15 protein-coding genes and 1 tRNA gene are annotated in these 18,474 nt (G+C 48.3%); 5 read left to right on the forward strand and 11 right to left on the reverse strand.

Translation table 11 applies throughout. From position 1 onward, the window contains the following. The first annotated feature begins 154 nt into the window (after positions 1 to 154). Together VC28_RS13150 and axe2C are read left to right on the forward strand one after the other, a co-directional pair. Positions 155 to 811: a GDSL-type esterase/lipase family protein gene (locus VC28_RS13150; protein ID WP_231591748.1), complete on the forward strand. Its 657-nt coding sequence runs from the start codon at positions 155 to 157 to the stop codon at positions 809 to 811. Between the two features lie 10 nt (positions 812 to 821). Then, on the forward strand, positions 822 to 1,880 hold the full coding sequence (gene axe2C / locus VC28_RS13155) for a bifunctional acetylxylan esterase/glucomannan deacetylase AxeC2 (protein WP_049631035.1): 1,059 nt from the start codon (positions 822 to 824) through the stop codon (positions 1,878 to 1,880). Between the two features lie 79 nt (positions 1,881 to 1,959). On the opposite strand, the gene VC28_RS13160 is transcribed toward axe2C, so the two are convergent. Further along, the gene (locus tag VC28_RS13160) at positions 1,960 to 4,542 is read right to left on the reverse strand and encodes an efflux RND transporter permease subunit (protein ID WP_053094204.1); all 2,583 of its coding nucleotides are present in this window, start codon (positions 4,540 to 4,542) and stop codon (positions 1,960 to 1,962) included. Between the two features lie 170 nt (positions 4,543 to 4,712). Next, entirely contained in the window at positions 4,713 to 5,045 is a 333-nt protein-coding gene (locus VC28_RS13165; protein WP_049631036.1) for an Rdx family protein, read from the reverse strand. A 138-nt stretch (positions 5,046 to 5,183) separates the two neighbouring features. Here VC28_RS13165 and VC28_RS13170 point away from each other — a divergent pair, with 138 nt between their 5' ends. The 3 genes from VC28_RS13170 to VC28_RS13180 all read left to right on the forward strand — a co-directional run bounded on the left by VC28_RS13170 (position 5,184) and on the right by VC28_RS13180 (position 8,414). Further along, positions 5,184 to 6,014: an FHA domain-containing protein gene (locus VC28_RS13170; protein WP_049631037.1), complete on the forward strand. Its 831-nt coding sequence runs from the start codon at positions 5,184 to 5,186 to the stop codon at positions 6,012 to 6,014. A 67-nt stretch (positions 6,015 to 6,081) separates the two neighbouring features. Then, on the forward strand, positions 6,082 to 6,612 hold the full coding sequence (gene ppa, locus VC28_RS13175) for an inorganic diphosphatase (protein WP_049631038.1): 531 nt from the start codon (positions 6,082 to 6,084) through the stop codon (positions 6,610 to 6,612). A gap of 206 nt (positions 6,613 to 6,818) precedes the next feature. Then, positions 6,819 to 8,414 carry an MFS transporter gene (locus VC28_RS13180; protein ID WP_049631039.1) on the forward strand — a complete coding sequence of 532 codons (1,596 nt, stop codon included), beginning with the start codon at positions 6,819 to 6,821 and terminating at the stop codon, positions 8,412 to 8,414. An 89-nt stretch (positions 8,415 to 8,503) separates the two neighbouring features. On the opposite strand, the gene VC28_RS13185 is transcribed toward VC28_RS13180, so the two are convergent. The 9 genes from VC28_RS13185 to VC28_RS13225 all read right to left on the reverse strand — a co-directional run bounded on the left by VC28_RS13185 (position 8,504) and on the right by VC28_RS13225 (position 18,458). Then, complete coding sequence (locus VC28_RS13185) at positions 8,504 to 8,920, reverse strand: PilZ domain-containing protein (protein ID WP_049631040.1); 417 nt, start codon at positions 8,918 to 8,920, stop codon at positions 8,504 to 8,506. A 100-nt stretch (positions 8,921 to 9,020) separates the two neighbouring features. Continuing rightward, positions 9,021 to 10,217: a DUF418 domain-containing protein gene (locus tag VC28_RS13190; RefSeq protein ID WP_049631041.1), complete on the reverse strand. Its 1,197-nt coding sequence runs from the start codon at positions 10,215 to 10,217 to the stop codon at positions 9,021 to 9,023. Positions 10,218 to 10,308: 91 nt separating this feature from the next. After that, positions 10,309 to 10,384: transfer RNA gene (locus VC28_RS13195), tRNA-Phe, on the reverse strand. 183 nt (positions 10,385 to 10,567) lie between these two features. Further along, a complete protein-coding gene (locus tag VC28_RS13200; protein ID WP_049631042.1) occupies positions 10,568 to 11,134 on the reverse strand; it encodes a phosphoribosyltransferase in 567 nt (188 codons plus the stop codon). Between the two features lie 138 nt (positions 11,135 to 11,272). Beyond that, entirely contained in the window at positions 11,273 to 12,439 is a 1,167-nt protein-coding gene (aga27, locus tag VC28_RS13205; RefSeq protein WP_049632393.1) for an alpha-galactosidase Aga27, read from the reverse strand. Positions 12,440 to 12,627: 188 nt separating this feature from the next. Next, on the reverse strand, positions 12,628 to 13,998 hold the full coding sequence (locus VC28_RS13210; RefSeq protein ID WP_049631043.1) for a glycoside hydrolase 5 family protein: 1,371 nt from the start codon (positions 13,996 to 13,998) through the stop codon (positions 12,628 to 12,630). Between the two features lie 20 nt (positions 13,999 to 14,018). Next, complete coding sequence (locus tag VC28_RS13215; RefSeq protein ID WP_197085527.1) at positions 14,019 to 15,260, reverse strand: AGE family epimerase/isomerase; 1,242 nt, start codon at positions 15,258 to 15,260, stop codon at positions 14,019 to 14,021. 4 nt (positions 15,261 to 15,264) lie between these two features. After that, positions 15,265 to 16,446: a 4-O-beta-d-mannosyl-d-glucose phosphorylase Mgp130 gene (mgp130, locus tag VC28_RS13220; protein WP_049631044.1), complete on the reverse strand. Its 1,182-nt coding sequence runs from the start codon at positions 16,444 to 16,446 to the stop codon at positions 15,265 to 15,267. A gap of 140 nt (positions 16,447 to 16,586) precedes the next feature. Beyond that, positions 16,587 to 18,458, reverse strand: coding sequence for a sodium:solute symporter family protein (locus VC28_RS13225; RefSeq protein WP_049631045.1), 1,872 nt, complete (start codon positions 18,456 to 18,458; stop codon positions 16,587 to 16,589). Positions 18,459 to 18,474 lie beyond the last annotated feature (16 nt).

Here is an 18,474-nt window from a genome sequence, read left to right on the forward strand (position 1 = left end):
CACACAGCCTGCACTGCAATTGATTTTCTTACACCATATCGATTGCCAATATTAAAAATTTACTACGCAGGAAACCACTATGTTTCGCCATCCCATAATCTGGATATGTTTGCTTTCTTTTTTAGCCGGTTTCGCTCACGCAAAACAGGATGAAATGCCCGCTGGTACAATCCCCACAAAACGTACGATTGAATTTGACTGGATGCCGGTAAAAAACTGGGACAAACGCCACGCTGAAGATGTCGTTGTCGCACAGTATGAAGAAGTTGACCTCTTGTTTATTGGCGACTCCATTACCGCAGGTTGGGATTGGCAAATTTGGGACAAGCACTTCAAACCGCTCAAGGCCGCTAACTTTGGTATCGGTGGCGATCACACTGCGAATGTTCTCTGGCGCTTACAGCACGGTGCTATAGGCAATATGCAACCCAAGCTTATTGTATTGATGATCGGCGTCAATAATTTTGGCCATCTGCACGAGACACCAGAACAAGTAGCGCAAGGTGTTGCCAAGGTTGTCGCGCAGCTACAGCTAGCCTGGCCGCACAGCAAAATCCTGCTCAATGGCGTATTTCCCTTTGATCAACTGGCGAGCTCGGATAACCGCAAGCATGTTAAAAAATTAAACCACCTGATTGCACAACTTGATAACCAAACAACCATTTTCTTTAAAGATTACGGCGCTCTGTTGCTGGAAAAAAACGGCAACATATCCACCGCTATCATGAATGATTTTTTGCATCCCACCCCAAAAGGCTACCAAATTTGGGCGGATGCAATGCTGCCCGATATTCAACAGTTATTAAAATAGGCGGCGCATCATGAAACACTACGCACAACATATTATTTCGCTAGTGATGATTTTATTTATGAGCACCAACCTCTTCGCTGAAACCATTAATGCTAACGATGAACGCATTGGCCTTATGGGGAGAGCACAACAGCAAGGTGATGGCAGTGTGCGTTTCGCGTACCCCGGTGTAACGTTTTTGCTGGAAGTGAAAGCATCAAAACTGGAGATGGTTGCGCAGAGCAATACAGGAAACGGCTGGATTGATGTGATTGTGGATGAAGGCCCCGCAACAGCTATCCAACTTGCAAAAGAGGCGACCACGATAGAACTGTTTCGTTTTGCGAGCGCAGGCAAACACAGTGTGCGCATCGTTAACCGCACCGAAACCTGGCAAGGTATATCAACCATCAAAACATTTACGTTGGATAAAGGCGAATTACTCCCACCGCCATTATTACCAAAACGCAAATTGTTATTTCTGGGCGACTCAGTTACCTGCGCCGAAATGATTGATCGTATCCCGGGTGAAAAACCGAATCCATCCTGGTCAAACGCACGTGAATCCTATGGCATGCTCACCGCCGCAGCATTGAATGCGCAAGTGCAGTTGGTATGTTACGGAGGGCGGGGCTTGGTGCGCAGCTGGAATGGCAAAACCGATGAATTGAATTTACCGGATTTTTATCCACTCACTATTGCAGACCAGGCAGCGCCTGTGAGCTGGAATACAAAAGCGTATCAACCCGATTTAATTGTCAGCGCCATAGGCACCAATGATTTCAGCACTGGCATTCCCGAACGCGAGGCCTATGTGCGCACTTACGTAAAGTTGGTTAATCAATTACTCAAAGAGTATCCGCACGCACATATTGCACTCACCGAAGGAGCTATTTTGCATGGCGATAAAAAAACCGCATTGATTGATTATATTCGCGAAACGATTTCCCGCGTGAATGCAGCTCGTGTACATCAAGTCACATCGCCACATTATCCCGGTGACGAGCAAGATGCCCACCCCACCAAATCACAACATGCCGCCATGGCTGCGGATCTTGCACCACAATTAAAAGCATTGATGGATTGGTAATCGATTAACCAAAATAAAAGGCAACAACGACAAATAAAAAAGGGCGCGATATATCGCGCCCTTTTTTCAACCGGGAAATTTATTTTTCCGGCCCAAACGGCTTCATCAGCAAAATCAGCTTCGGCAGCAATGTGAGTGAACCAATAACCGCCATCAACATGGCAAACGCCGTCAATGCACCGAAATAAATGGATGGAATAAATTCCGACAACATCAGGATAGAAAAGCCAACAATAATGGTGACCGAGGTGTAGTACATCGCGCGGCCGATTGATGCATGCGAACGATGCATAGCTTCAACATAACTGTGGTCGTGCGCAAACTCGACACGGAAGCGATAGAAATATTGGATCGCCTGATCCACCCCCACGCCGACCACAATCGCCGCGATAGTCGTAGTCATCATATCCAGCGGAATGCCTACCAAGCCCATCGCACCTAATACGGTTCCCGCTGCCAAAATATTTGGCAGTATGGCAATGACAGCAATTTTAATTGAGCGGAACAGCGCCATCATCATCAGCATGATCGAAACAAACACGACACCGATGGTTGAAATTTGCGAGGCAAATAAACTCTGCAACATATTGTTGTACAGCACCAACATGCCGGTGAAGTTCACTTGCTCGGGTTTAAACCCACCTTCGGTAATAGCGTATTGGCGAATTTTTTCGACCAATTCAGCGCGTTTTAAATCGGGGGTTGTTTCAATCACACGCAGGGTAATACGTGTTTGCTGTTGCTCATCCGACAAGTAGGGTTTGATAAGGAACCCCTTGATATCGTCCGAAAGCATATTGCGCATAACGTTCAATTCAAAATCGTTAAGCTTGCCTTTATTGATATCGCGCGCCAACTGATACACCGTTGCCAGCGATTGCACTTTGCCCACTTCCGGCAAGGATTCCAGATAATTATGCAACTGCTTGATTTGATCCAAACCTGCCACACTGAACCAGTAACTCGATGCAGACGAAGCGGTATCGCTGTCTTCGGCGAACGCATCTTCATCGCCCACCTCGGCGAAGGGATCTTCTTCCAGATCCATGTCGCTTGCCGGGTCGGCAGTTGTATCTTCAGCAAAGGGATCTTCTTCTATTTCTTCATCACTTTCATTGATGGCAATTGTGTTCTTTTCAGCATCCAAAATAATATCGAGCGTTACCGTACCGCCGAGCTGGCGATCAATGACGCTCAAGCCTTGATGGATTTCACTGTCGTCTTTGAAATAATCAACAAAGCGGTTTTCCACCTCCAATTTGCTGATTCCCCAAATGCTGACCAAGGCTGCGAGCACACTCAGCAGCAAAATTTTTCCACCGTGAAACTCTGCCAGCTTTGAAAACCTTACTGTCAGTGCTGCCGAATTGTCGCCGCGATCTTTAGGCTCGCCTTTGGGCAGGATCATCAGACCGGCAGGCAGAATGACAAACACCAATACAAAGCCCACACATAAACCGATCGTCATCATCCAGCCAAAATCAATCACCGGGCGAATGCCGCTCATCACCAATGACATAAAAGCCACTATGGTGGTCAGCGCCGAATATAAACAGGGAATGGCCATGTCGCGCATGGTTTGCAACACCAAATCGGCTTGCGACATATCCGGGTCAATTGCATGTAATTCACGGTAGCGCACCACAACATAAATCGTGAATGCAAACACCATGATCAACAACAGCGCGACAAAGTTGGATGATATGACCGTAAGCCGCCAATCAATCCAGCTGAGCCAACCCAACATCAACGTCACTGACATCAAACAAACCGTTAATGGCAAAATCACAAAACGCCATTGGCGGAATAAAAATGCGAGCATAAAAATAATAAAAGCGATAAGCGCACTGCCAAACACCACCAGATCGCTTTTGATATAGGCAATCATGTCGGTAGTGATCATGCTCACACCGCCCAGGAAAATTTGCGCGCGATCCTGATATTTGCTCACTATGCCGCGCACAATTTCCACACGCGCAGCATCTTGTGCTGCCGTTGCGGTGCGGTACGCAAGAAACTCTGCCGAAACACGCTCCAACTCTTTCGCTTCTGTTTCACTCAGCCCTTCTTTATCACGCTTTAAACGCAAAGCATCGCGATGACGTGCCATTTCAATGTATTGATTATTCACTTTCAGATTGAGCAGGATCGCCGATGTAGTGCCATCAGCACTGAGTAACATATCGCGGTAAATCGGGCTGGTTAAAAATTCTTGCTTGACCATCGCACGATCAACACCGGGCGTTAACAAGGTGCGCGTTGATTCTTGTTGCTCCGCCAAAGTGCGCATTGGGCTGTACAGCAATGGGACATCGATCATCGAATACACACTCGCCACCCCATCTACGCTCGCCAGTTCATCGCGCAGTTGTTTCAGCGTGTTGATCGATTCATCGGAAAACATTTCGGCTTTGGGTGCATACGTCAGCACCAAAAAATCGCCGCTTTGATAGCGCTTGGAAATTTCGCGCAGATAATCAATAGATGTATCGTGTTCGAGCGTGAGCGAATCAGCAGAGGCATCCAATTTGAAATTGGTCATGCCAAAGGCGGCCACAATGGTGAGAATCACAAGACCGGTAAACACATGGTAGGGACGGTTGATAACCAGCGCGCGATAAAGACGGTTAAGTGACAAATAAAAGCGTGAAAGTATCTGCATGGAAAAATCCGGTTGGTAGGGGTTCCCTGAACGACAAAAACCGGGCGGTAATTGCCTGTGAGACATCGCCCGGACGTGGTCGCCATTATGCCAGCCACACCCGGGCAAAACAGTAAAAAGGCCATTAATCCGGCCAAGGGAAACGATTTGTTACAAAAGTCAGTGGGAAGTCAGTCAGATTTTTTATGGCCATCGCTATGACCAAGGGATCGATCAGGGCAAAGCACATCGCGCACACGCTGCTTGAGCTCCTTGGCTTCCGGAAAGCCGCCATCGCGAACCCTGTCCCACACCAGCTCATTATTGAGCCATACATGGAAAATCCCGCCTGTGCCCGGGTGCAACGCAACCTCATCCAGCTCGCCGTCAAAGGTGCTGAGCAGCTCTTGCGCGAGCCAAGCCGAGCGCAGCATCCAGCGGCACATATTGCAGTAGTGAATCACCACTCTGTTTTTTGCCTCGGGAGCTGCCAATAAAGAGTCAGCAACAGGAATATCAGCCATACAATTGCCCTTTGGGGTATGAGTTAATAGAATTCGATGGTAATGTCATTCAACTTACAGGATCGACGCCAAAATCGGCTTTATCAGGGTAGATACACACATAAAAGATTATTTAGACGACAAAAATACGGATCGGCCATGCTTAAACTTCATTTTAAGGACAATCGACGCCCACCCTTGTGGGTTGTTGAAAAACTGTTCTCGATTGGCAGCTCCGCAGACAATCATCTGGTTATCGACGATAAAGACATAGACCCCGTACACGCCAAGGTCATCCAGGAAAACACCCGTTACTTACTCAAGGACAACAACAGCACCAGCGGCTGCTTTGTGAACGGCCAGCGCATCACCCAGAAAGAAATCCTGCCCGGCGATATTATCAAAATCGGCAGCGCCGAAATCATTGTACTCGACCCCCGCAGCCTACCCGATAAAACCAAAGAACCTGCCGCTGCCCCCTGGCGGCTTGTCTCCGATAGCAGCTGGCTGGCGGGCAAACACTTCATGCTGATGCCCGAGCGCGCAACGGTGATCGGGCGCGGCAACCAGTGCGATATCGTTATTCCAGGCACACATTTGTCGCGCCGCCATGTGGAAATCAGTGTTGAGGGTAACCATCTGCGCATTAAAGACCTTGGTTCAGCTAACGGCACCTACCTGAATGAATTGCGGGTCGATAACGCCACCGCCAATAACGGCGATCGTTTGCGACTGGATGTTTATAGTTTCCGCATTGTTGCGCCCGATCTGGAAGAAAATAAAACCCGCATCCGCAAACCGATTGATGAACTGAGCAAACCCATCGAGCGCAAGCTGCCCAGCAGCGAACCCAAGCGCTGGAAAACACGCCCGACATCACCGGGCAACCGCATTGAGCCCGATACCCAACGAAGCCGCCGCACCACCTGGTTAATCCTTGCTGCAGCGACCCTCGCAGTGGCTGCTATCGCTGCCTTTTTGTTGTGGTAGAATCCGCCGCCGATCAGCTCAAAGAATTCAATAACCTTCTGCAATCCTTACACATCAGGTATCTACCATGAGTTTTGAACTTGTCCCCGCTGGCAAAAGCCTGCCCGATGACTTCTACGTTGTTATCGAAATCCCTATGAATTCCGGCATCAAATACGAGATCGACAAAGACAGTAATTCACTGTTTGTTGACCGTTTGGTTAGCACTGCCATGTACTATCCATGCAACTATGGTTACATCCCGCAAACCCTGTGTGGCGATGGCGATGCCGCTGACGTGTTGGTGGTATTCCCTCAGCCAGTACAAGCAGGTTCCGTGATTCGCTGCCGTCCACTGGGCGTGCTGAAGATGACCGACGAAGCTGGCGAAGATGCAAAAATCGTTGCTGTTCCGCACGACAAGCTGACCACCATTTACAGCAATGTCAAAACTCTGCAAGACCTGCCGGAAATTACCCTGAAGCAGATCGAGCACTTTTTTGAACACTACAAAGACCTGGAAAAAGGCAAGTGGGTTAAAGTGGCAGGCTGGGGCGATCTGGAAGAAGCGCGCGCTGAAATCCTTAAAGCCGCTGAAACATTCAAAAGCAGCAAGTAATTCCATTCTAAAAAAATGCACCAACCAAAGATGCACCCGCACAGGAAGCATCTACGCTTGATCAGGTGAGAGAGATCAAATCAGGGGGGCAAATCCCCCTGATTTAACAAGCCGTTAAAAAACCAAATCGCGCATGGACAGCGCAACAATAAAACCAGCCATCATTCTTAAATTGCTGAGTAAAACAAACTCGAGGTTTTGAGACCATGCACGACTCCACCGCCGGAGCCACCACAGGTGTTGCTCCTAAATTATCTCTGCGAGAAAAAATCGGTTATTCATTAGGTGATGCCGCCGCCAACTTCGTCTGGCGCAGCGGGTTTTTCATCCCCGTGTTTTACACCGATACTTTTGGAATCGCCGCCGCCCACGCCACGATTTTGATTTTGATTGTGCGCCTCTCTGACGGTCTTACCGACATCATGATGGGCTCCATTGCCGACCGCACCAAAACCAAACAAGGCAAATTCCGCCCCTGGATTTTATGGTCAACGCCGTTCCTCGCACTGTTCCTTGCATTGATCTTTACCACGCCCGATTTCAGTTACACCGGCAAATTGATTTACGCCTTCGTGATTTATTTCTGCCTGACGCTCGCCTACACCGCCAACAACGTACCCTATGGCGCACTCATGGGCGTGATGACCGATAGCGTGAAAGAGCGAGCAAGCTTATCGAGCTTCCGCTTTATTGGCGCATTTACCGGTGGATTACTGGTGATGACCAGCCTGCCAGAATTGGTAGAAATTCTTGGCAAAGGCAATGAGGCTGTTGGCTATCAACGCACCATGCTGATTTTTGCTGTATTGCTCATTGTGTTCCTGTTGATTACCTACAAGACCACCAAAGAGCGCATTGAGCCGCCCACACAGCTGCACGGCACGTTCTGGGAAGAGATGAAAGATCTGTTCGCCAATTTGCCAGTGATTTTGGTTCCGGTTTTCGGCATCAGCTTGTTTATTATCACGCTGGCAATGCAGGATTGGCCGGCGACTTACAAGTACATCGCCCTCGGTTTCATGCTGGCTTCATTCGCATATACCGTGTATTTGCGCAAACGTATTATCAGCCGCCCGCAAGAATCCTTGAGCCCGACCCAAAAAGATCTGGCCGATTTGCTCACCAACAAACCTTGGCTGATTCTGCTCGGCGTCGGCATTATGTTTGGCCTTTTCACCGTAGTTCGTCCAAGCGCCGCAAGCTATTACTTCAAGTATTACCTTGAGCGCCCGGATCTTATCAGCCTCTACTTCCTGCTCACCTTGCTCGCATCCCTGGCCGCAGCAGTAGCGACAGGCTGGCTCTCCAATCGCTTTAATAAACGCACACTCATGATCGCCGCCTTTGTGCTTGGCGCAATATTTAACGGAGCGATTTATTTTGTACCGCAAGAGAATGTGACGCTGATGCTGGTGCTGGCGACTATCGGCGAGTTTTTTGCCGGCATGATGCCCGTACTTTTCTTCAGTATGCTGGGCGACACCGTGGATTACTCCGAATGGAAAAATCACCGCCGTGCAACCGGCCTGATTTATTCCGCAGGTACTTTTATCAATAAAACCGGTCACGGTTTTGCCGGTGCAATGGTGCTGATTGTGTTGGCGCTCTATGGTTACGATGCCAGTGTTGAAAGTGCTGTTACCGCCTCCGTACCTGCCATGGTGTTATTGATGACCGGCATTCCGGTAATCATCGGTATTCTCGGCACTATCTTCACCCTGTGGTACCCGCTCGATGACAAAACCATGAAATCCATTGAGCAGGATCTGATTAATCGCCGCCTGCAAAACCCGGCGCAATAATCTCCACACATTCTTTTAATAAAAAAATCCCCGCAGCTCACAATGAACGGCGGGGATTTTTTTATGCATCAATTTAGCTTAACCCAATACTAACCCATCGCATGCTGATCAAAATTACCCGAGTAACGCTCGATCCACTCCAGTGCGGCCTCTTCACTGGTTAACTTACGCCCCTTTAATGCCAGGCGCTGGCGATAATCTTCTATCTGGCACACTTGCTCCACCATACGTGTACGAAAGTATTCATCGTCGCTGGTAAAGCGCACTCCCACTTCATACTGGGTTGAAGATTGTTCGCGTCGCCACACAATGACACCAGAGCCATGATAGTCAGGCTTGGTGACGGGAATATCGAATTCCACCAGAGTCCCCACTTTGACCGGTTTATCGGTGACAAAGCATAAACCGCCCGCACTCAGGTTGCGCACCCGCACACGCGATGCTTCATCACCACCTGCACAAACTTGAATAGGGATAGACGTGGGATGACGGATATAAGTACGCATAGCCAATCGCTCGCAAAATGTGGGCACACCTAAAAGTGTAATCCAGCACACCCGGCAAAACAGATGCAATTGCTATGAAAGAGTCGCTTACTTAGAACCGTTATTCAGCGCGATACACCAAGCGATGCCACAACCACTCAAGCGGGCCATACCGGAAGCGTGCGAGCCACCAGCAGGCGAACATACACTGGAACGACCAGATAAGCAGAGTGACTAGCACCACTTGTGAAAGCGATAATTGGCCATACCACCCCAGCCCATAGCCATAAAATAGCAGCGTACAAATCAGCGATTGCATGATGTAGACGCTCAGCGACATACGTCCCACAGCCGCAAGGACTCGCGCGAAAAATGATCCACCTGCCGCGCGACACCACAGCATCACCATCAGCACATACGCAATGCCCAGCAAACTACTACCCCAAAAATGGAGCTCATAACCATAGGTGTAGACATAACCAGCGGCAAACCCATAGTGGATGCTTTTGTACAACCCAATCGCAATCAGCAACAACCCCGGCACGCCGGTTAGTGCGATTAACCGGCGATAGTGATCAGCACTCACTTGCAGGGTTAGCAATCCGCAACGCGCCAACACTATCCCCACCAACATCAGCGCGATGGTTGACCACCCCGTCACAAGCACACCCAGCTGCAGCCCAACTGCCGTTCCAATCCGTTCAAGCGCAATTGCCCCCCAACCCTGTTGATAGTGCTCAACCTCTGCGGCGATTTCATCTGCCGTTTGGTAAGCCATCAGCTCATTCATCACCTCAGGAAAAAAAGCAGTCATCACCACATTGGGCAGCGCACCGATTGCGAACAGACCGGCACTTATTTTGAGCAGCAACACAGTGTCATAGCGACGCATATGCCAGACCACCCAGCCACACACAGCATAGGTAAACAACACATCGCCGTCCCACAGCAAATAGCTATGCAGCAAACCGAACACCAGCAACCACATGAGCCGACGCCCCTGTAATTGATCAACAAGCCGCGCATCCCCCGCGGCGCCATGCTCAGCAAAAAGCCAAAGACTCGCACCAAACACCACGCTGAGCATGGTGATAAATTTAGTGTCGGCAAAGATATGCAGCACATACCAGAGCGCGCGATCCAGGCTACTCGCGTCCACCAGCAAAAATGGATTGGCACGCATCACTTCCGGCAGGGCAAATGAATACATATTGATAAGCAAGATACCGAGCACCGCGATGCCGCGAGCAGTATCAAGAGCAGCGATGCGCTGCGTTGTAAGCGCAGGCTGTACATTGGGGGCTTGGTTACTTTCCATCGTCAATACATTCCTGATGCACACAAAGCGGAGGGCAAAAATATACGCCCAATAAAAAACCCGAAGTTCTTGCGAACTTCGGGTTTTAATATGGTGCCCAGACCCGGAATCGAACCAGGGACACGAGGATTTTCAATCCACTGCTCTACCGACTGAGCTATCTGGGCGTGTCGTGCTTGCTGTGGCGGTAGCCACGCTGCAAGAGGCGCGTATTAAACCCGTTTGGTCTTTTTGAGTCAACACAAAAGTTGAAAAATTCCTGCTTTATCGCCTGTCGAATAACAGGTTTTCGCTCTTGGACAGGGTTCAATTACGCAATTGGTATTTTTCCTATTCAGGGCGATTATTTTTTATCCTTTTTTCAGTTGCGCAAGGGTCGCAGCCACCTCCTGACCTTTTCCTTGCAGAATTTCCTGTGGGGTCAGGCCGCATAACTCGTGCGGAAAAACCAACCAGCGGTCGGTTGCGTGAACATAAAAATCGGGCGTAATACTGGTGGTATTGCGCGTTGGCTTATACCAGGGGCATGCCACTTTTATGATGCTGGGCGCATTGCGGCGGGATTTCCGTTTGATCTCCTCTATCACCGCCATGATCGAACGGCCGGAGTCAAACACGTCATCGACAATCAGCAGCGATTGGTCGGCATCGACATTGTTGACGATGTAATCAAGCCCATGCACACGAATATCTTTGCTTTGTTGATCAATACCGTAATAGGACGAAGTGCGTATTGCGATATGGTCGGTCGGCACACCGGCATACTCCAGGAATTCCTGCACAGCAATGCCCACTGGCGAACCGCCGCGCCATACACCCACAATAAAATGCGGGCGAAAGCCGCTGAGGAAAATTTGCTCCGCAAGCTTGAATGAATCCAACAACAATTCATTTGCGCTAATAAAATATTTATCCATCTCACCTCCCAACATACGCACGCTGCGCGATAGCAAACGGCTTTATGTGAAAAGTGTAGGCGCAAAACAGCATAAGCCACAATAAAAAGCCAACGCGTGCTGACTTTTTATTGTGATGGCGCAGCGACAACCAAACGATTATTGCGGACTCAAACGCAGCACAACAACACCATGGGCAGGAATACGGGTTGTGTATTGGCTGCCCGTAGTACCTTTTTCACCAGTCCAGATATCGCGCCAGTTGAAGCGCTTTTTATCAAAGAAAATTTCATGCTTGCTAATATCGTCTTTCATGTAATGAAAATTCCAATCCAGACTGTAATCGCGCGCGACGTCATCGCGATTTAAAAACAGCACCGCGTAATCACCTTTTTCCAATGGCTTGATAAAAATTTCAATAGCGCCTTCATCAATCCACTTCATGGCTTGGATACCCAACTTATCCTGATTAATCGCCAAGGTATCCTTATGGGTGAGCAATTGTTTGGTGGCGTCGCTCATGTTGCGCAAATCATTTCCTGCAATTAGTGGCGATGCCATCATCGCCCACAGCGAAAAGTGTGCGCGATCTTCATCAGCCGTCATACCATTGCCCACTTCCATCATATCCATATCATTCCAATGCCCGGGACCGGCAAACTTGCGCAAACCTGTTTGCTTATCAAGGATCGGCAACACGCCCCATGAAGACCATGAGCCGTGATTGTGCTCGCAGTTCCAGCAAGGATAAATATCGCCTGTGGTGCGCCATGAATGGCCAACATCTTTTGCCCAGTCCCATGGTTTGTTATCGCCCCACTCACAAATACTGAACAACATTGGCCGGCCCGCTTTGTAAATTGCATCGCGCATGGTTGAGTACGCAGAAACGGGATTAATGTCTTTGGTATCGCACCAATCGTATTTCACATAATCGATGCCCCAACTCGCATAAGTAAGTGCGTCCTGGTATTCATGCCCGCGGCTGCCCGGGCGACCTGCGCAGGTGGTGTTACCTGCATCCGAATAAATACCAAGCTTTAAACCTTTTGCGTGAACATAATCGGCAAGCGCTTTCATACCGGACGGAAAATGTTTTTTATCGGCTTGGATAAAACCATTTTTATCGCGCTCGCCGTGCCAGCAATCATCGATATTAATGTATTCATAACCCGCATCTTTCATGCCGCTGCTGACCATCGCATCCGCCATTTCGCGAATCATTTTTTCATTCACGTTACAACCAAATGTATTCCAACTGTTCCAACCCAACTGCGGTGTTCTAGCTATCTGTTCAAATTTTTGTGCATACACTTGTGCACCCATAAAAAAACTCAGGGCGATAAACCCCAAGCGAAAAATTAAATGTGCTGACATAGGTATTTACCTCTGGAGAATAGATTTTATTAAACTTATGAATCAATCAATGCGTATTACTAATCATATAAATTAAGCGATTGCGAAAAAAAACTGCAATTCACATTGCAGTTTTTTACTGTTGGATTAACGCAATACTATTGCTGAAAGCGCGCGTTAAATTCTTTCATGATAGCGATGGTAGATTTATCGGTATCGAACACGCCATACATTCCCTGCTCTTCTTGTGGCGGATCTCCCATAAAATCATCGCCCTCTTGCCACCAATAATTTTCACGCGTTGTCCTGCCAGCGCCATTCCACGCCCACAGGTTGTAGCCCGCACTGGGCTCGCCTTTTTGTGCGCTTTCAAGCAGCACGCTGAATACTTCGCGAAAATAGCGGTCGCGATATTCTGTTGTGGCATCTATTGCATAGGCACCCATATCGCGATCCAAACCAAACTCTTCCAACACTAACGGTTTGTTCATTTTTTTGGCGATATCAATATGCGTGCGCATATAATTTTGTGCTTTTTCCCATGCTGGCTGCCATGTTTCAGCGGGATTGGTTTTATCAAACCAACCCCAGTTGCGAATCCACATATGATAGGTGAGATAATCAATATCCGGCGTTGCATGTGCGCGCGCAAATACATCCAGATCATTAACCGAACCCATTTCACCCTCACTGCCACTACTCACCAAATGATGCGCATCCAGGCTCTTGATATAAGCAGCGGTTGCATGTATCCAATTAATATAAATTTCTTTGTGCTCTTGGGATGTTTGTGAGTTGCCGGGGCGGGGTTCATTGGCCAATTGCCAGGACATAATCGTTGCATCATCGACATAAGCTTTGCCGTTAATGCTATTCACGCGCGTAATGATTTTTCTCAAAGTGTTGCGATATTCCTGTTGTGCTTTTTCGCTGCGATAAAAACTGGCCGAGTTGGCCATAAACGATTCCCACTGCTGGGTCACATTGGGATCTTGCATAGGCTCACCCGTAATCCAGCTCATATATTGGCTCATGCCGCCTGACCATTGCCAAAAATTATTGAAATAAAGCACTGCTGTCATATCGCGCTTGGCAAGTTCTGCTAATAAATAATCCAAGCCCTGCAAAAGATTTTCATCGTAATTGCCAAAACCGTTGGTGACTGCGGGTTTTACTGCAGAATTAATATCGCTTTGTTCGGATACCGCCAGCACCCGGATATTGTTTACACCAATCGACTTAAGCGTATCCAACTCCTTCGCCAAACGCGTGCGGTCACCAACACCATGTGGCGCGCCTAAATAAGCGGCGTACCACATGTTCACACCGGTGATGACATAAGGCTTGCCATTTTTTTCAAAACGCACGCCTTTTACCTGAACAAAATCCGCTACATTTTTTACATTCCCGGCACCTTCAGGCTCGCCTGATACTGCTGGAGTTGTTGTCGAATCGGTGCAGGCGATAACCCCGAATAAAATAACGAGCGCGGATAACAAGCGAAGCAGCAGTGGGAAATAATTATTCATTATGTAATTCCAACAAAAAATTAGCTGTGTGTTTGCAAATAACGGATTGCTTCCATCATTGCGCGCCCGTTGTGATAAGGGCACTTCCAGAAGCCTACTTTATAATAAGAATATTGATCGGGTTGATCCAAGTTGGACAACCAAAACCATTCACCTTTTTGGTGATCAATCTGATACTGCTTGATAAATTCCCACACATTTACGGCGGCAGTAAAAAACCGCTGCTCGCCAGTGGTAGCATAGGCATACAAAAAACCAACCAACGCTTCTGCTTGCACCCACCAGGTGGTATCGGTGTTAGTGGTTTGGGTTGCACGATCATAAGAGTCAATCACTTGCCCATAACAACCCACCGCCTCATTCAACGTAACCTCCGCCACTTTGAGCAGAGTAGGAGTCAATGCCTGGGTGCAATGCTCATCACCTAATGACTCCAATGCCTTGGCAATTAACCAACTGGCTTCAATATCATGGCCGTAGGTGTAACCCGGGGAAAAATCGTTCCACTGCAAATCCATAAACATCCGCAGGTGATGACTGCTGCGGTCGATCATGTAGCGATCAAACATCCGGATATTATATTCAAGCGCCGCGCGTATACCGGGTGCCGGATGTGCCTGATGCAAAGTGGTGTAAGCCTCCATGATATGTAAATGCGTATTTTGTGATTTGGGATAATTCAAATCTTTTTCACTCAAACGCAAATCATCAATCGGTTTCCATTCGCGCGTGAAGGCTTCCAGATAACCCTCATTAATGGGATCAATACCGTACCGCTCTACCAACTCAAAACATTCCAGTGCGCGCACCAACACCTGCTCATCTTTTGTTAATTCGAAATAAGCCACCAGCGCATAAATAGTGAACGCCTGTGCATAAATTTGTTTTTTGGTATTGATGGGGTTTCCTGCTGCATCTAATTCCCAATAGACACCACCAAATTCCGCATCAAAAAAATGCGTAACAAGATAGTCATAGGCACGCTGCGCGCAGTCGCGATAACGTAAGTCATCCAACTGCTGCGCAACCTCGCTAAAAAACCATAAAATGCGTGCATTCAAAATAATGCCTTTGCTGGCATCGTTTACCGGACGATTGCCAGCATCGATTTCGCCATAAAATCCACCGCGCTCCAGATCTGGCGAATACGTCGCCCACCAATCTGCGATCGCGATCAATTCTGTATGGAATTCCTGCATCATTACCGCAGCCTGGGCTGCGGCATCAATAACAATTGGCTCTGGTAAAACAGGATGCCCCATCTGCTTATACCCACTCTTTCAGAATGGACAAATTCGCACTGATCAACTCATTGCGCACCGCGACAGATGCAGCAGAGCGCAAACCATCTTCCGGAGTGTTTTTGCAGTAATCAATCAGTTTTTCAACCGTTGATGTCGCAACATGCATGCGCGTGTCAGATGACGCGTAATAAATAAATACTTCATTTTTTTCATTCACGATCCAACCATTAGAGAACGCCACGTTGGACACATCGCCTACACGCTCATCACCGTGCGGCGCAATAAAATGCCCGGCAGGGCGATGAGTAACAACCCATGGGCGCTCCAACTCGGTCATGAACATATAAAGCACGTAACGCAAACCAGCCGCCGTGTTGCGCACACCGTGCGCGAGATTCAACCAACCCTCTGCGGTTTTAATCGGTGCGGGGCCCTGGCCGTTTTTTACTTCTTTGATGGTGTGATAAACCTTGCCATCCACAATCACTTCGGATTTCACTTCAGCTTTGGTCATATCATCAACCAGACCCCAACCGATACCGCCACCGGCACCCACACTGATAAAACCATCTTGCGGACGCGTGAACAAACCGTATTTGCCATCAATAAATTCCGGATGCAACACCACATTGCGCTGCTGGCCCGAGTAAGTCACCAAATCCGGCAAACGCTCCCAGGTAATTAAATCTTTAGTGCGCGCGATTCCGCATTGCGCCTCTGCAGCAGAAGTATCATTCGGATGATTGAGATCTTTGCGCTCGGTGCAAAATAAACCATAGATGTAACCATCTTCGTGCGCGGTCAAACGCATGTCATACACATTGGTGTCCGGGCGCTCGGTTTCTGGCAGGGTGATGGGGTAATCCCAAAAACGGAAATTGTCGATACCGTTCGGACTCTCAGCAATCGCAAAAAAAGATTTGCGGTCAACGCCTTCTACGCGCACAGCCAAAATATATTTTCCATTCCAATAGAGCGCACCGGAATTGAACGCGGCATTTACGCCTTGGCGCTCCATCAGAAAGGGATTAGTTTTTTCATTCAGATCGTAGCGCCAAAAAATGGGCGCATGGGCAGCGGTAAGAATGGGATTTTCATAGCAGTCGTAAATGCCATTGCCATTTGCTTTTACTGTATTTTTTTTTGTTACCAACGCCTCGTGCTGCTGCAACAGTGCCTTGGCTTTTTCTTTAAAGCTACTCATGTGTCAAATACTCCAATGAATTTATCAATGTATCGCCCTGCACTGTGCTTCATAACCAGCGGGCATAAAACGTAATCGATTACACTGGTCGTTAAAATTTTTTGCACTGCAGAGACATCCACAGTGCAAAAAATTAACGATCAGGATTTTGTTAACAGATGCTCGTCATTTGTGTTTTGCAAAACACCAGCAGGCGTATCTGCCGGGTAGTCTTCTAATTTTTTATACCAGTTAAACCACAAGAAAATGCTGGCAACCAATGCAATTGCCATCGCCGATATAAATTCCGGCCAGTGCTTGATCACCATAAAAATAGGCGCAGCAACCAACGAGGTTTGCCATACCACACCCACCACCACGTTGAGCGCATCGCGGGTGAAATTTTTATTGCTGCCCAGATGCGGATACTCTTTCTGCACTTCGGCAAGCACCGGTGCCCAGAAGCCCCAAGGGCGCACTTTGGCATAGAATTTTTTCAACACTTCCATATCGTCCGGCGCGGTGAGCAGCGAGCCAATCACACAGGCAGCGATACAGGCAACAAACATAAATGGAAATGCATTGATTGGTGAGATATCGGTAAATATCAACGGGAAAGCAATCGCAAAGCCAGTCACCATTCCCCAGAAATAGCCGTAGCCATTGAAACGCCACCAATACCATTTAAGAACGTTGGATGCGGTATAGCCACCGTAAAGCGCGCTCACCAACCATTGGATTACCTGATTCAGAGTGGGAATAAAAAAACCAATCGCCACACCGAGAATAACGAATAACACCGAGATCACGTAACTCATGCGCACATAGGTTTTTGGATCGGCATCTGCATTGATGTAACGCTTGTATAAATCATTGACCACATAGGCCGGTGCAGCATTAACGGTGGCGGCAAAGGTTGACATAAATGCGGCGAGCAAACCGGCAATCAACAAGCCCAACAGGCCGCTCGGCAAAATTTCACCCGCTAACACCATCGGCAGGATTTGTTCAAAATCCAGATTCTCGCCCATTGCATTTAAATCGCCCATAAAAAATCCGAGCGCAAGTACGGTTAATCCGGCGATCAACATGTAGCGGGGGAACATCAACACCACGGTCACAAAGCCACTCATTTTGGCGGCCTCTTTCGGCGTTTTTGCAGAGAGCACGCGCTGCATATCGTAGGTTGGCTGAGGGCCAGCCATGCTTTGCAGCACGCCTTTGAACAGCATCAACATAAAAAAGATGGCAAACAATTCATAACCATCGGCATCAATTTTTGCCTGCGCTGCCGCGAGCTTTTCCGACCAATCCAGATGCAATTCCCAGCTGAAGAGGATGCTGGTCCAGCCATCTGGAATCACCGCATTTAACATCTCGGGCGAGACGCGCTGCATCGCAATAATTCCAACCGCGACGCATGCAACAGTCATGATAAAAAATTGCAACACTTCAGTGAAAACCACGCTGAACATGCCGCCTTTAACGACATACAGCGTGGTGATGGCGGTGATAATCAAACCGTAATACACATCGTTCATGTGCGAATTACTGGATAACTCCCACGGCATAAACACCGCCGCAAATTTTCCGATGCCGATGAAACCATAAGCGATAAACCCAATCACGTTCACCAGCGCAAACACCACCACAATCAAATGCGATAAGCGCGCTCCTTTACCTTCACCAAAACGAAAGGTAATCCACTCAGCGCCAGTCATCACGCCAGAGCGGCGCAGCCATACCGAGAGGAACACCATCAGAAAAATCTGGTTAAACACCGGCCACAACCAGGGAATAAACACGCTGGTGAGGCCATACACAAAGAGCAAATACACCAACCACATGGTGCCGGAGATATCGAACATGCCCGATGCATTGGATAACCCCAACTGCCACCAGGACAATTTATTGCCGCCAAGGAAGTAACTTTTAATATCTTGTGACGCGCGACTGGAAATCCAGAAGCCCACCACCAAGGTCGCCAATACGTAGGCAAATATGATGGCAATATCCAGCAGGGGAAGATTCATGAACAGATTCCAACGT

Source organism: Cellvibrio sp. pealriver, assembly GCF_001183545.1.
Classification (GTDB): Bacteria; Pseudomonadota; Gammaproteobacteria; order Pseudomonadales; family Cellvibrionaceae; genus Cellvibrio.